The sequence below is a fragment of the Rhodococcus yunnanensis NBRC 103083 genome (assembly GCF_001895005.1).
GTDB classification, from domain to species: domain Bacteria; phylum Actinomycetota; class Actinomycetes; order Mycobacteriales; family Mycobacteriaceae; genus Rhodococcoides; species Rhodococcoides yunnanense.
Genome location: NZ_BCXH01000001.1, coordinates 844,197 through 857,771, shown reverse-complemented (window position 1 = coordinate 857,771; position 13,575 = coordinate 844,197). Strand labels below are relative to the sequence as shown.

Annotated in this window: 11 protein-coding genes and 1 riboswitch; of the genes, 9 read left to right on the top strand and 2 right to left on the bottom strand. The window is 65.0% G+C overall.

Translation table 11 applies throughout. From position 1 onward, the window contains the following. Positions 1-42: 42 nt before the first annotated feature. Complete coding sequence (gene mtr, locus RY1_RS03875) at positions 43-1,431, bottom strand: mycothione reductase (RefSeq protein ID WP_072802128.1); 1,389 nt, start codon at positions 1,429-1,431, stop codon at positions 43-45. Then, positions 1,428-2,468 (bottom strand): alpha/beta hydrolase, encoded by a 1,041-nt coding sequence (locus RY1_RS03870; RefSeq protein WP_169914553.1) that lies wholly within the window; start codon positions 2,466-2,468, stop codon positions 1,428-1,430. The genes mtr and RY1_RS03870 overlap by 4 nt, the downstream gene beginning before the upstream one ends. A gap of 162 nt (positions 2,469-2,630) precedes the next feature. Here RY1_RS03870 and mqo point away from each other — a divergent pair, with 162 nt between their 5' ends. The 9 genes from mqo to RY1_RS03825 all read left to right on the top strand — a co-directional run bounded on the left by mqo (position 2,631) and on the right by RY1_RS03825 (position 13,533). After that, entirely contained in the window at positions 2,631-4,166 is a 1,536-nt protein-coding gene (gene mqo / locus RY1_RS03865; protein WP_072802126.1) for a malate dehydrogenase (quinone), read from the top strand. A gap of 12 nt (positions 4,167-4,178) precedes the next feature. Further along, positions 4,179-4,655 (top strand): GNAT family N-acetyltransferase, encoded by a 477-nt coding sequence (locus RY1_RS03860; RefSeq protein ID WP_156376377.1) that lies wholly within the window; start codon positions 4,179-4,181, stop codon positions 4,653-4,655. Positions 4,656-4,674: 19 nt separating this feature from the next. Continuing rightward, positions 4,675-4,777: riboswitch (adenosylcobalamin-variant (AdoCbl-variant) riboswitch) on the top strand. Between the two features lie 77 nt (positions 4,778-4,854). Continuing rightward, a complete protein-coding gene (locus RY1_RS03855; RefSeq protein ID WP_072802125.1) occupies positions 4,855-6,798 on the top strand; it encodes a magnesium chelatase subunit D family protein in 1,944 nt (647 codons plus the stop codon). A gap of 13 nt (positions 6,799-6,811) precedes the next feature. Next, complete coding sequence (cobO, locus tag RY1_RS03850) at positions 6,812-7,432, top strand: cob(I)yrinic acid a,c-diamide adenosyltransferase (RefSeq protein ID WP_072802124.1); 621 nt, start codon at positions 6,812-6,814, stop codon at positions 7,430-7,432. Beyond that, positions 7,426-8,832, top strand: a complete 1,407-nt coding sequence (locus RY1_RS03845) for a cobyrinic acid a,c-diamide synthase CobB (protein ID WP_072802123.1) — start codon at positions 7,426-7,428, stop codon at positions 8,830-8,832. The genes cobO and RY1_RS03845 overlap by 7 nt, the downstream gene beginning before the upstream one ends. After that, positions 8,825-9,184 (top strand): cobalamin biosynthesis protein, encoded by a 360-nt coding sequence (locus tag RY1_RS03840; protein ID WP_072802122.1) that lies wholly within the window; start codon positions 8,825-8,827, stop codon positions 9,182-9,184. The genes RY1_RS03845 and RY1_RS03840 overlap by 8 nt, the downstream gene beginning before the upstream one ends. Before the next feature lie 18 nt (positions 9,185-9,202). Next, complete coding sequence (locus tag RY1_RS03835; protein ID WP_072802121.1) at positions 9,203-10,054, top strand: LLM class F420-dependent oxidoreductase; 852 nt, start codon at positions 9,203-9,205, stop codon at positions 10,052-10,054. Between the two features lie 46 nt (positions 10,055-10,100). After that, positions 10,101-11,774 carry a DUF7800 domain-containing protein gene (locus RY1_RS03830; RefSeq protein WP_072802120.1) on the top strand — a complete coding sequence of 558 codons (1,674 nt, stop codon included), beginning with the start codon at positions 10,101-10,103 and terminating at the stop codon, positions 11,772-11,774. A 10-nt stretch (positions 11,775-11,784) separates the two neighbouring features. Continuing rightward, positions 11,785-13,533, top strand: coding sequence for an ATP-binding cassette domain-containing protein (locus RY1_RS03825; RefSeq protein ID WP_072802119.1), 1,749 nt, complete (start codon positions 11,785-11,787; stop codon positions 13,531-13,533). Positions 13,534-13,575 lie beyond the last annotated feature (42 nt).

Here is a 13,575-nt window from a genome sequence, read left to right as displayed (position 1 = left end):
ACGTACGGTCGTAACTGCTGGCGCACGGGAGCGTAGCGGTACTCAGATATCCAGGCCGAGCAACGCGTTCTCGACCACCTCGGGTAGTCCGGGGTGAATCCAGTACTGGCCTCGCGCCATCTCCTGAGCGGTCGTTCCGAAGCTCATCGCCTGGATCAACGGTTGAATGACGGTCGGCGCCTGCGCGCCGATCACATGCGCCCCCAGCAGCCGGCCGGTCTTCTTCTCCGCGATGATCTTGCAGAAGCCTTCGGTGTCCTCCATCGCCCAGCCGTACGCGACATCGCCGTAGTTCTGGATCTTGACGGTGATGTCGAGGCCCTGCTCTCGTGCCTGCGCCTCGGTCAGCCCGACCTCGGCGATCTGCGGGTGCGTGAACACCGCAGCGGGGACGAACCGGTGATCGACCGTCCACAGATCGTTGGTGTCGGTCCAGGCGTCGTGCAGAAGGTTGTGTTGTACGACGCGTGCCTCGTGGTTGGCAACGTGCTTGAGTTGGTACGGCGACGAGACGTCGCCGAGTGCGAAAACACCCTCGGCCGTGGTGCGGCCGTACTCGTCCACGACGATGCGTCCTTCGTCGTCCAGTTTCAGACCCCCGGCCTCGGCCCCGAGACGATCACTGTTGGGTTCGCGACCTACCGCTATCAGCAACGTGTCGCCGAGCACGCGTGTGCCGTCGGCGAGTTCGAGACCGACGCGTGTGCCGTCGGCGACCGCGAGCGCTTCGCCCGAGTTCAGATGCACGTCCCATCTCGTGCTCGCCAGCTCGGTGAAACGTTGCGATACGTCGTCGTCGAGACCGCGTAGCAAGAATTCCTTGCGTGCCACTATCGACACCGTGGAGCCGAGTGCGCCGAAGACGTGCGCGAATTCGGCTGCGATGTACCCGGATCCCAGGATGACGAGGTGCTCCGGCAGGTCCGTCAGCCGCATCACGTCGTCGTTGGTGTGAAAGCGCACTCCGCTGTCGAGTACTTGCCGAGGAATCACCGGCCGCGATCCAGCGGCGACCACGATCTGATCGGCGGTGATCACCTCGCCGGTGCCGGTGTCGAGCGTTCGTGGTCCGACGAACGTTGCGTGCCCGGAGAACAGGGTGACATTGGGGCTTCCGCTTTCGCGATACTTCTTGCCGCCCTCCGAGATCGGATCGATGCGGCCGAACACGCGATCGACGATGTCTGGCCAGCGGACCTTCTCGAGCGAGGAATCGATGCCGTATCGCGACGAATCACGGATGGTCTGTGCCACCTCGGCGGCGTAGACGAACATCTTCGTCGGAATGCAGCCCACGTTGAGGCACGTTCCACCGAACGGTGAATGTTCCTCGAACAGGGCAACTTTCAGGTTGTCGAACCGGGAGTCCGCAATCGAGTTTCCGGAGCCGGACCCGATGATCGCAACGTCGAAATGCCGTGGAGTGCTCATGAAATCGTTCCGATCTCGCTGTGGTCCTTGCCGGAGTTGCGGTCGATCCTGGAGCTTCGGTGCAGCCAGTCGAGCCATTCGTCGACCTCGTCGAAAGCTCGGGCACGTGGAGTCTCCTGCGACAGGAACACATCGTGTCGTGCACCTTCGATGGGAACGACGGTCGTTCGATCGCCCAGGCATCCGGCCCAGCGGGCTATCTGCCGTACGTCGAGCACGGCGTCGGCGATGTCGGTCTTGGAGCTGTACTTGCGGGAGAAATGTGTCACCTTGGATCGCAGGATCAACGACGGTATCCCGATGTCGAGCCCTCGGTGCAGCGCTGCGTGACCGTGGCGGATCGCGCGAATCCAACCGAACGTGACCGGAAATCCGGACAACGGCTTCCATTCGAGGTTGTAATCCCACTCGCCGCGCTCGGAACTGGCGAGCGAGAGTCCGTAGGTGTCCAGGCCCTGACCCGGAACCGGTGTCTTCGCCTTGATTCTGCCGATCACGTCGATCGCCGTGGTCCCCACCGTGCGGATGGCCGCGGGGCCCTGTAGGTCGAACCACGGGCTGTTGAGGATCACCCCGTCGATCCCGAGGGCTGCGGTGCCGCCGTCCCGACGATTGAGGCGGTCAAGCCACAGCGGCAGGATCAACCCGCCCGTCGAATGCGCGAGGAGCACGACCGATCCACCACTGGGCTCCGCTCGCACGAGCGACAGCGCCACGTCGAGTTCGGCGTCGTACACGCCCAGATCGGTCACGAAGTGCGGCGTCTGGCCCTCACGCAGTGACCGACCGCACTTGCGGAGATCCAGCGCATAGAACGCGTAACCCTTGGCGGCGAAGTGCTCGGCCAGGTGCTGTTGGAAGAAGTAGTCGGTGAACCCGTGCACGTAGATCACGGCACGTTCGAACGCAGGCGAATCTGCAGGTTGATATCGGACGAGTGTGGCTTCGACCTGCCCTTCCCCGTCCGGGTCGTTGCCGAGTGGAATGGTCGTCTGCTCGTAGCCGTCGCCGAGGACATCGGGCACCCAGGTAGTCACAGATCACAACTGTAGTGCGCACTGCGGAGTCGTCACGAGGAGCACAATCGAGGGAGAGCTTGAAAGGGTGTCGGGACGGGTAGATACGGGCGGGTAACGTAACCGCCACCTGAAGCAGAACTCGCCGAGCGAGAACTCACGGACAAGGAAGTCGATTCTCCAGTGTCAAACGAACAGCGGTCGAACGAAGAGCAGGTCAAGCGGGTGAAGACCGACGTGGTCCTCGTCGGCGCCGGCATCATGAGCGCCACCCTCGGTGCGCTGCTACGGCAGCTGGAACCGGAGTGGTCGATCGATGTGTACGAGCGACTCGATGCCGCCGCTGCCGAGAGCAGTGACGCATGGAACAACGCAGGTACCGGCCACTCCGCGCTGTGTGAGCTCAATTACACCCCGCAGAACAAGGACGGCTCGGTCGACATCGCGAAAGCGCTCAATGTCAACGAGCAGTTCCAGGTCTCGCGTCAGTTCTGGGCCCACAGCCTCGAAACCGGGGTGTTGAGCGATCCGAAGAACTTCATCAACCCCATCCCGCACGTGAGCTTCGTGCACGGCGCCGACAACGTGAAGTACCTCCGTGCACGATACGAGGCACTCGCGGCGAACCCACTGTTCGAGGGCATGGAATACATCGACAATCCGGAAGAGTTCACCCGTCGACTCCCGCTCATGGGTGCCGGCCGTGACTTCTCCGATCCCGTCGCACTCAACTGGAGCGACGAGGGCACCGATGTGGACTTCGGTGCTCTGACCCGTCAGCTCCTCAACTATGTGTCGGCGTCCGGCGGAACCGTCCACTTCGGTAGCGACGTGAAGAACATCTCGAAGCAGTCCGACGGCACCTGGGACGTCAAGGTCGCGAACCTGCGCACCGGAGTCAAGAAGACCGTCAACGCCAAGTTCGTCTTCGTCGGCGCAGGTGGCGGAGCGCTTCACCTGCTGCAGAAGTCGGGCATCAAGGAGATCAAGGGCTTCGGCGGGTTCCCGGTCAGCGGCGAGTGGCTGCGCTGCACCAACCCCGAACTCATCGCACAGCACTCGGCGAAGGTGTACGGCAAGGCGTCGGTCGGTGCCCCGCCGATGTCGGTGCCGCACCTCGATACGCGCGTCATCGGCGGAAAGCCGGGTCTGCTGTTCGGGCCTTACGCAGGATGGTCGCCGAAGTTCCTCAAACAGGGCAAACTCACCGACCTCCCGTCGTCGGTGAAGCCGGGCAACCTGATGTCGATGCTCGGAGTGGGTGTCACCGAACTCGGTTTGGTGAAGTACCTCGTGAGCGAACTCGCTCAGTCCGAAGCCGACCGGGTGGAGACACTCCGCGAGTTCGCGCCGAAGGTCATCGGCAAGGACTGGGAGCTCGTCACCGCAGGTCAGCGTGTGCAGGTCATTCGCAAGAAGGGCCGCGGGGGAGTACTCGAATTCGGAACCGCGGTCATCAACGCCGAAGACGGCACCATTGCGGGTCTGCTCGGTGCGTCGCCCGGCGCGTCGACGGCCGTTCCGGCGATGCTCGACGTGTTGAAGCGGTGCTTCGGCGACCGCTACACGGGCTGGCAGCCGAAGCTGAAGGACATGGTGCCCTCGCTCGGCAAGAAGCTCGCCGAGGAGCCCGCGTTGTTCCGTGAGGTCTTCGATTGGACATCGAAGTCGCTGCAGCTCGACGACACATCCCGAGTCGCACAGCCCACCGGTGTGTGATAGCAACAGCCTATGACTACGCAAGCTGCTGCCCTCAAGCGATCCTGGGCTTTGGACCTGTCCAACAACACCCTGTACGACCTGTTGAAGCTGCGTGTCGAGGTCTTCGTCGTCGAGCAGGCGTGCGCGTACCCCGAACTCGACGGCCGGGATCTCCTTGCCGAGACTCGGCACTTCTGGCTCGAGCGTGACGGGGAGGTCGTCTGCACACTTCGGCTGCTCGAAGAGCACGACAACGGAGAGAAGTCCTTCCGGATCGGTCGTCTGTGCACGCAGCGATCTGCCCGCGGGCAGGGGCACACCACCCGCATTCTCCGGGCTGCGCTCGCCGAGGTCGGATCGTCTCCGTGCCGCATCAACGCGCAGAGCTACCTGGTCGACATGTATGCCAAGCACGGTTTTCTTCCCGACGGTGAGGAAGTCCTCGAAGACGGAATTCCGCACACCCCGATGCGTCGCGGTGGCGGCACGCCGTGGAGCGAGGCCTAGCAGTAGTCTTCGATTCAGCAAGCTGATGCGGGGAAGACCTGTGTGATTCAGGCGCGGTCCCGCCACTGTGAACGAGGGCGCCCGGAAGCGGACGCCCTCGAAGCCAGATCACCGCACAGCTTCGTCTAGAGATCGCTCACCTGATCCGGTGAGCATCCGAGTCCTCGGCGTGGAGTCCGAGGAATGAAGGAGAAAAGCTGTGCAGCCCGGTTATCCGTTCAGTGCCGTCGTCGGCCAGGATCAGCTGCGGCTGTCCCTGATTCTCTGTGCCGTGCACCCCGGTATCGGCGGGGTTCTGGTGCGTGGAGAGAAGGGCACCGCGAAGTCGACGGTCGTTCGCGCACTGGCCGCGCTGCTACCACCGGTCGAGGACGAGGCAGGTTCGCACCCGGCCCGTCTCGTCGAGCTCCCTGTCGGAGCCACCGAGGATCGAGTTGTCGGTTCGCTCGACCTGGAGAAAGTCCTGCGCGACGGCGAACGGGCGTTTCAGCCGGGCCTGTTGGCCGCCGCGCACCGCGGCGTCCTGTACGTCGACGAAGTCAACCTCCTGCACGATCACCTCGTCGACATTCTGCTCGACGCAGCTGCCATGGGACGCGTCCACATCGAGCGGGACGGGGTGTCGCACTCGCACCCGGCGCAGTTCGTTCTCGTCGGCACGATGAATCCCGAGGAAGGCGAACTCAGGCCACAGTTGCTCGATCGTTTCGGTCTTGCCGTGGACGTGACCGCGTCACGGGACGTCGATGTGCGCATGAACGTCGTACGCCGCCGACTGAACTACGAACGCGACCCGTACGTCTTCGCGGCCGAGTACGCGGACTCCGATGCCGAGATCGCCGAGCGTATCGCCGGGGCGCGTGCAGTACTGGACGACGTCGTACTCGACGACATCGAACTGCGACGCATCGCAGCACTGTGCGCGTCCTTCGACGTCGACGGAATGCGCGCAGACCTGGTGGTCGCGCGTACGGCAACGGCACACGCGGCGTGGCGCGGGTCCGCAGCAGTGCAGGAATCCGACGTGCGCATCGCCGCGGAACTCGCGCTGCCGCACCGTCGGCGGCGAGATCCGTTCGACGAACCGGGAATCGACGAACAAGCTCTCGACGACGCCATGCGCGACGCGGCCGAACAGGCAGACGCCGAGCGCCCCGATCCGGAGCCCGATCCAACCGACCCCGGCCCTGACGACGGTGGCCCCGACGACGGTGGCCCTGAAGACGGGGGCCCTGAAGACGGGGGAGGTGCGCCCGCTCCGGACGAGGCGGATTATGCCGAGCCGCAGAGCCGACAGAGCTCACAGCCGTCCGCGGGCAACGACTCTCGTGAGAAGCAGGCGTCGGCTCCCGGCGCGCAGTTTCGCGCGCGGCTGATGCAGATTCCCGGGGTCGGCGAGGGCGCGCCGGGTCGGCGTTCGCGATCACGGTCGGCGCAAGGGCGTGTGGTTCGGTCGACCACCGAGCGCGGCAAGGGACTTCACCTCGTCTCCACACTCTTCGCTGCCGCCGAGGAACAGGTCGCTCGTGGTCGTACATCGGGACGGTTCCGGCTGGAGCCCGCCGACCTGCGCGGCGCGGTGCGGGAGGGACGTGAGGGCAACCTGATCGTGTTCCTCGTCGACGCATCGGGCTCGATGGCGGCACGCGATCGCCTGTCCGCGGTGACCGGCGCTGTGCTGTCGCTGCTTCGCGATGCGTACCAGCGGCGTGACAAGGTTGCGGTGATCACGGTTCGCGGACGCGACGCGGAACTGGTGCTTCCCCCGACGTCGAGTGTCGATGTGGCGGTCACTCGTCTACGTCGGATGAAAACCGGTGGTAAATCCCCACTGGCGCAAGGTTTTCTGAAGGCCCGCGAGGTCGTGCTGCGGGAAAAGGTGCGCGACCCGTTGCGGCGCGCTCTCGTCGTGGCGATGACCGATGGCCGCGCAACCGGTGGTGTGGATCCGGTGGGCCGTGCCCGAATCGCCGCGTCACGCATGGCAGGCGACGGCATCGCTTCGGTCGTCGTCGACTGCGAATCGGGGATGGTTCGTCTCGGACTGGCCGTCGAGTTCGCCCAGCACCTCGGCGGTGGATACGTGAAGTTGACGGATCTGTCCGCAGCGCAGGTTGCGGCCGTCGTCCGCGCCGCGGCCTGAGGGGAGTGCAGACATGCCACAGGGAGTGCCGGAACCAGGATCGGTGCCCGACGACGGATTGACGACCCGCCAGCGCCGAAATCAGCACGTGCTCGCAGTCCACACCGGGCCGGGAAAGGGCAAATCGACCGCAGCCTTCGGGATGGCGTTGCGCGCGTGGAACCAAGGATTCGACGTCGGTGTCTTCCAGTTCGTCAAGAGCGCAAAATGGAAGGTCGGCGAGGAGGCCGCGTTTCGGGCGCTCGGCGATCTGCACGAGCAGTCGGGAGTCGGCGGTGCGGTGGAGTGGCACAAGATGGGCGAGGGTTGGTCCTGGACCAGGAAGAAGGGGTCCGAGGTCGACCATGCTGCAGCGGCTGCGGAAGGGTGGGCCGAAATAGCGCGCCGATTGAGCGAGCAGACTCACCGGTTCTACGTACTGGACGAGTTCACCTACCCCCTCAAGTGGGGCTGGGTCGACGTCGACGAGGTGGTGGAGGTGCTGACCCATCGCCCGGGCACTCAGCACGTCGTCGTGACCGGTCGTGACGCCCCGCAGGCATTGATCGATGCGGCCGACCTCGTCACCGAGATGACCAAGGTCAAACACCCGATGGATGCGGGCCGCAAGGGACAACGGGGAATCGAGTGGTGAACTCCGTTCCAGCGATCGTGATCGCGGCCCCGGCATCCGGGAGCGGCAAGACGACGGTGGCCACCGGACTCATGGGTGCGCTCCGGGCGGCCGGCCAGCGCGTCGCGCCGTTCAAGGTAGGGCCCGACTACATCGACCCCGGTTATCACGCGCTCGCGGCGGGACTGCCAGGACGCAATCTCGACGCGGTCATGGTCGGGCGGGAGCGGATCGGTCCGCTGTTCCGGCACGGCAGCGCAGGTTGCGACATCGCCGTCGTCGAAGGCGTCATGGGTCTGTTCGACGGCAAGATCGACATGAACGGTGCCGGAGCCGCATCCGCGGAAGGGTCGACGGCGTCGGTGGCGTCCATGCTCGGCGCACCCGTCGTTCTGGTCGTCGACGCGCGCGGCCACAGCCAGAGCCTCGCCGCTGTACTGCACGGGTTCTCGACGTTCGATTCCTCGGTGCGCATCGGTGGGGTGATCCTGAATCGGGTCGGTAGTCCCCGGCACGAGGAAGTGTTGCGGCAGGCATGTGACCGCGTCGGGATCCCGGTGCTCGGTTCGCTTCCACGTATGTCCGAATTGGCGGTTCCCTCACGGCATCTCGGGCTGATCACCGCACTGGAGCACGGTAGCCGTGCGTCCGAGGCGGTCGACGCCATGGCGACGCTCGTCGCCGAGCACATCGACCTCGCTGCCGTTCGTTCGTTGGCCGCATCGACCGTGTCGTCCGAACCGTGGGACGCAGCCGAGGAGGTCGGCGAAACGGCGGGTAGGGCGCCCGTCGTCGCCATCGCGGGTGGTCCGGCGTTTACCTTCGGATATGCCGAGCACGTGGAACTGTTGCGCGCCTCCGGCGCCGACGTCGCCGTCTTCGACCCTCTGACGGACGGGTTGCCTCCTGGAACGTCCGGGGTGATTCTGCCGGGCGGATTCCCCGAGGAGCACGCCGAGCAGTTGGCGTCGAACAGCGTGTTGCTCGCGGACATCCGGCGCGCCGCGTCCATCGGGGTACCCATTCACGCCGAATGCGCCGGGCTGCTGTATCTCACACGCTCGCTCGACGGCCATGCGATGGCGGGAGTCGTCGACGCCGACGCTCGGTTCGGCTCTGCGCTCACCCTCGGCTATCGCGACGCCGTCGCATTGCACGATTCGGTCCTGTTCGAGGCAGGCGCACGCGTCACCGGTCACGAGTTTCACCGCACGGTGTTGCTCGAGAGCGCTGGCGGTCAACGGGATTCGGCCTGGGGCTGGCAGAACCCGAGCAGAACTGCGGACAAGCGTGTCGTGCGGGAGGGATTCGTGCAGGGCGGAGTTCACGCCTCGTATCTGCACACGCATCCGGCCGGCAACCCGAAGTCGGTCGGAAGATTCGTCGACGCGTGCGCCCGCACCGAACTGGCCGATGCCTGATCGGGTAGTTCTCGGAATCGGCGCATCCGGATCCGCGACCGTGCAGCAGTGTGTCGACGCTTGCCGGTCCGTGACGTCACCCGAGTTCGTTGTGGTGTCGATCGCGACGCTCGACACCAAGGCCGAACTGGTGGGCGCGGTCGCGCGGGAATTTGGCGTACCGCTGACACTGTGGACTGCTGCGCAACTGAACGATGTCGAGGTACCGAACCCATCCACCCGTGTCCTCGACGAGGTCGGGTCGCCCAGCGTCGCGGAAGCTGCAGCCGTGCGTGCAGGGGGTGGTCGGCTCCTGGTCGGCAAGACGATCGTGGGGTCGGTGACCGTCGCACTTGCTTGCGCGATCGATTAGAACACGTTCTAATATTGCATGCGCTTCGGCCTCGTTCTCTTCACCTCCGACCGCGGGATAACCCCGGCCGCCGCCGCCGTGGAAGGTGAGCGGCTCGGTTTCGACTCGTTCTACGTCCCCGAGCACACCCACATTCCGGTCAAGCGGGAAGCGGCGCATCCACTCACCGGCGACTCCTCGCTTCCCGACGACCGCTATGCCCGCACGCTCGATCCCTGGGTGTCGCTGGCGACGGCCGCTGCGGTCACGTCCACGATCACACTCGGTACCGCGGTGGCCATCCCGGTCGAACACGACCCGATCACGCTTGCCAAAACCGTTGCCTCGCTCGACCATCTGAGCGGTGGGCGGGTCGTGCTCGGAGTCGGGTTCGGCTGGAACACCGACGAGTTGAGCGATCACGGCGTCCCGGCGGGCCGGCGGCGAACGATGTTGCGCGAGTATCTTGCCGCCATGCGGTCGCTGTGGTCGGACGAGCAATCGGAGTTCGCGGGTGAGTTCGTGAATTTCGGCCCCAGCTGGGCCTGGCCGAAACCTGTGCAGGGAAGTTCGATCCCGACTCTCGTGGGAGCGGCCGGAACAGACAAGAACTTTGCGTGGATCGCTCGATCCGCGGATGGATGGATCACCACCCCGGGGGAGCAGGATATCGATGCGCGTGTCGCGCGGCTGCAGCACATGTGGCGCGAGAGCGGCCGTGACGGCGACCCGGAGGTGGTCGTCCTCGATTTCAAACCGGACGCCGACAGGCTCGCGCGATGGCGGGACATCGGTGTCACCGAGGTCGTGTACGGGATGCCGGACAAGGCCGAGACGGACGTCGTGGTGTACCTCGAACGGCTCGCGGACACGCTCACGGTACTGACCTGACCGGCTGCACTGGCGAGGAAGTCACCGGAGGTGCACTGTGTGAGTCGTGACATCTTCTTCCTTGATACTCGGTCCACTCGTTCGCTACGTCGGTGTCGACGACGCGACCTTCTGGTTCGAGTTCGATGTTCCGGGCACCGTCGTGGTGCGAACTTCGGTCGGCGAAGTCGGCGAAGCGCGAACGTGGGGAGTGCACGGGCACCACTACGCACTCGTGGCGTTGACGGGCCTTCCCGCGAATTCGACCATCACGTACGAGGTGCTGTTCGACGGTGACATCGTGTGGCCGGTGGTCGACGCACCTGCCGCGATCCACACCGGAGACCCGAACGGGCCGGTCACGTTCGCATTCGGATCGTGCAGGCGCGGAGACAACTACAGCGACGAGTCGTTGCAGAGGATCGGCGCCGACGCATTGGCGGGCCTCGGCACACGGATGGCAGGCCAGGACCCGGGCGAATGGCCGCAGGCGCTGCTCCTGCTGGGAGATCAGGTGTACGCGGACGACCCGTCACCGGAGATCATCGATCGCCTGCACGCCCGCCGCAGCGCAGGAGAGGGTCCCGCAGGCGCACGGGGGACCGACGCCGAGAACGAGATCTGCGACTTCGAGGAATACTCCTGGCTCTATCACGAGTCGTGGGGCGTCGAACCGGTACGAACACTTCTCGCCAGCGTGCCGTCGTGCATGATTCTCGACGATCACGACCTGCGCGACGACTGGAACTCGTCTGCGTCCTGGCGCCTCGACATCGAGACGAGGCCGTGGTGGGACGACCGCGTCGTCGGAGCATTCTCGTCGTACTGGGTCTATCAGCACCTGGGTAACCTCTCGCCGGACGAATTGGCCCACGACGATCTCTACGACACAGTGCGCAACGCGAGCTCGGATGCCGAACGTGAGAAGTTGTTGGCCGATTTCTCACGTCGGGTGGACGGCCGACCCGATACCGGTCGGTGGAGCTTCTACCGCGATTTCGGGGACACCAGATTGATCATGATCGACTCGCGCTGTTCCCGGAATCTGGACCCGCAGGACCGCAGAATGGTCGACGCCACCGAGTGGGCCTGGGTTCGCGAGCGCGCACTGGAGGGCGCCCCGCGCCACCTGTTGTTGGGTTCCTCGCTGCCGTTTCTCATGCTCCCCGGGCTGCATCACCTCGAGCAGTGGAACGAGGCTGTGGCGCAGGGGAGTTGGGGCAAGATGATGGCTCGACTCGGCGAGAAACTCAGAATCGCGCTCGATCTCGAGCATTGGGCCGCCTTCGGAAATTCCTTCGGCGACATGGCGACCCTGACCCGTGAGCTGTCCAGGGCCGAGAACGCGCCGGCCAGCATTCTGTGGTTGTCGGGCGACGTGCATTGCTCGTACGTGGCGCGCGCCGATTTTGGTGTCGGAGGCGCGAACGTACCCGCGACGTACCAGTTGACGATGTCGCCGTTCCGGAATCCGTTGAACCTGCCGATCCGTGCGGTCAATCGGCTGGCCATCAGGAAATCGGCGGCTCGAATGCTCGCCCGTCTTGCACGCTCGGCGAAGGTCCCGGCCGTCGATGTGTCCTGGGATGCCGAGGCAGGCCCCTGGTTCGACAACGGTGTCATGTTGCTCACCACCGAGGGTGGATCCGCATCGGTACGGGTGCAACATGCGCACGTCGACGACTCCGGCGAACAGACGCTGACCACGACTGCGGAACTGACGTTGGCTTCCCTGGCATAGATTTGTCCGCGTGGCCCACCTCGAACTGACCGACATCGACTACTTCCTCCCGGATGGGCGGCAGTTGCTCGGTGGTGTCGGCTTCCGAGTCGCCGACGGGTCCAAGACTGCGCTGATCGGCCCGAACGGAACGGGCAAGACGACACTCACTCGCATCGTGGCAGGCGATATCGCGCCGGACGATGGCACGGTCACGCGTTCGGGTTCGCTCGGTGTCATGCGGCAGTTCATCGGGAGTGGAGCCCGCGGAACGACCCGGGTCATCGGGAGTGGAGCCCGCGGAACGACTCGGGCTGAAGCCCAGTTGCGTGACGATGCGACGGTGCTCGATCTGCTGTTGTCGGTGGCCTCGCCTTCGGTTCGAGATGCCGCGAAGGCACTCGACGACGCCGAGAACGCCATGATCGAGGCCGACGACGAGAAGACGCAACTGAACTATGCTTCGGCGCTGTCCGATTGGGGCGACGTCGGTGGCTACGATCTGGAACCGTTCTGGGACAAGGTGACGATGTCCGCACTCGGAATGCCGTTCGATCGTGCGAAATGGCGAGCTGCGTCCACGCTGAGCGGCGGTGAGCAGAAACGTCTGGTGCTCGAGGCACTGTTCGGCGGAGCGGACCAGTTGCTGCTTCTCGACGAGCCCGACAACTATCTCGACGTGCCGGGCAAACGATGGCTGGAGAAGACGATCCGCGACTCGGACAAGTCGGTGCTGTTCATCAGCCACGACCGAGAACTGATCGCCAACGCCGCGACTCGTATCGTCACCCTGGAACCGGGGGTGAACGGTGCGTCGTCGTGGGTGCACGGCGCTGGATTCGAGACCTACTACGCCGCCCGTGAGGACCGCAACGCGCGGCTGGACGAATTGCGCAGACGATGGGACGAGGAGCGCGTGAAGCTACGCGCACTGGTGCTTCGACTCCGGGAGAAGGCCAAGTTCAACGACGGCATCGCTGCCCGGTACCACGCAGCGCAGACCAGGCTTGCCCGGTTCGAGGACGCAGGTCCCCCCGAAGCCGTGCCGTTGAAACAGAAGGTGACCGTCCGTCTGCACGGCGGTCGCACGGCCAAGCGCGCGTTGGTGTGCACCGAACTCGAGATGACCGGCTTGATGCAGCCGTTCGACACCGAGATCTGGTTCGGGGATCGAGTGGCCGTGCTCGGATCGAACGGATCCGGCAAATCGCACTTCCTCCGGTTGCTGGCCGCAGGCGGTACCGACCCCGAGCGCGAGCACCGGCCGGTTCAGGAACTCGCGCTTGATCCGGTGCCGCACACGGGCACGGCCGTCCTCGGGGCTCGGGTGCGGCCAGGGCTGTTCGCACAGACTCACACGAGGCCGGATCTGAACGGCAAGATACTTCTCGACATTCTGCACATGGGTAACGAGCACCGCGACGGGATGGGACGCGAGGCAGCGAGTCGCGCACTCGACCGATACGGGCTGGCACGCGCCGCCGAACAGAATTACGACAACCTCTCGGGTGGTCAACAGGCCAGGGTGCAGATTCTCCTGCTCGAGCTGTCCGGGGCGAGCATGCTGCTTCTCGACGAGCCGACCGACAACCTCGATCTGCTGTCGGCGGACTCCCTGCAGGACGCGATCGCGGCCTTCGAAGGAACGGTCGTCGCCGTCACCCACGATCGTTGGTTCGCGCGCAGCTTCGATCGGTTCCTCGTATTCGGATCCGGCGGTCGTGTCTACGAATCGAACGAGCCGGTGTGGGATGAAACACGCGTCGAGCGAGCGCGGTAGCGGAGCCTGCGGAGTGAGCATCGACGGGGGCCGGTAGCGTTT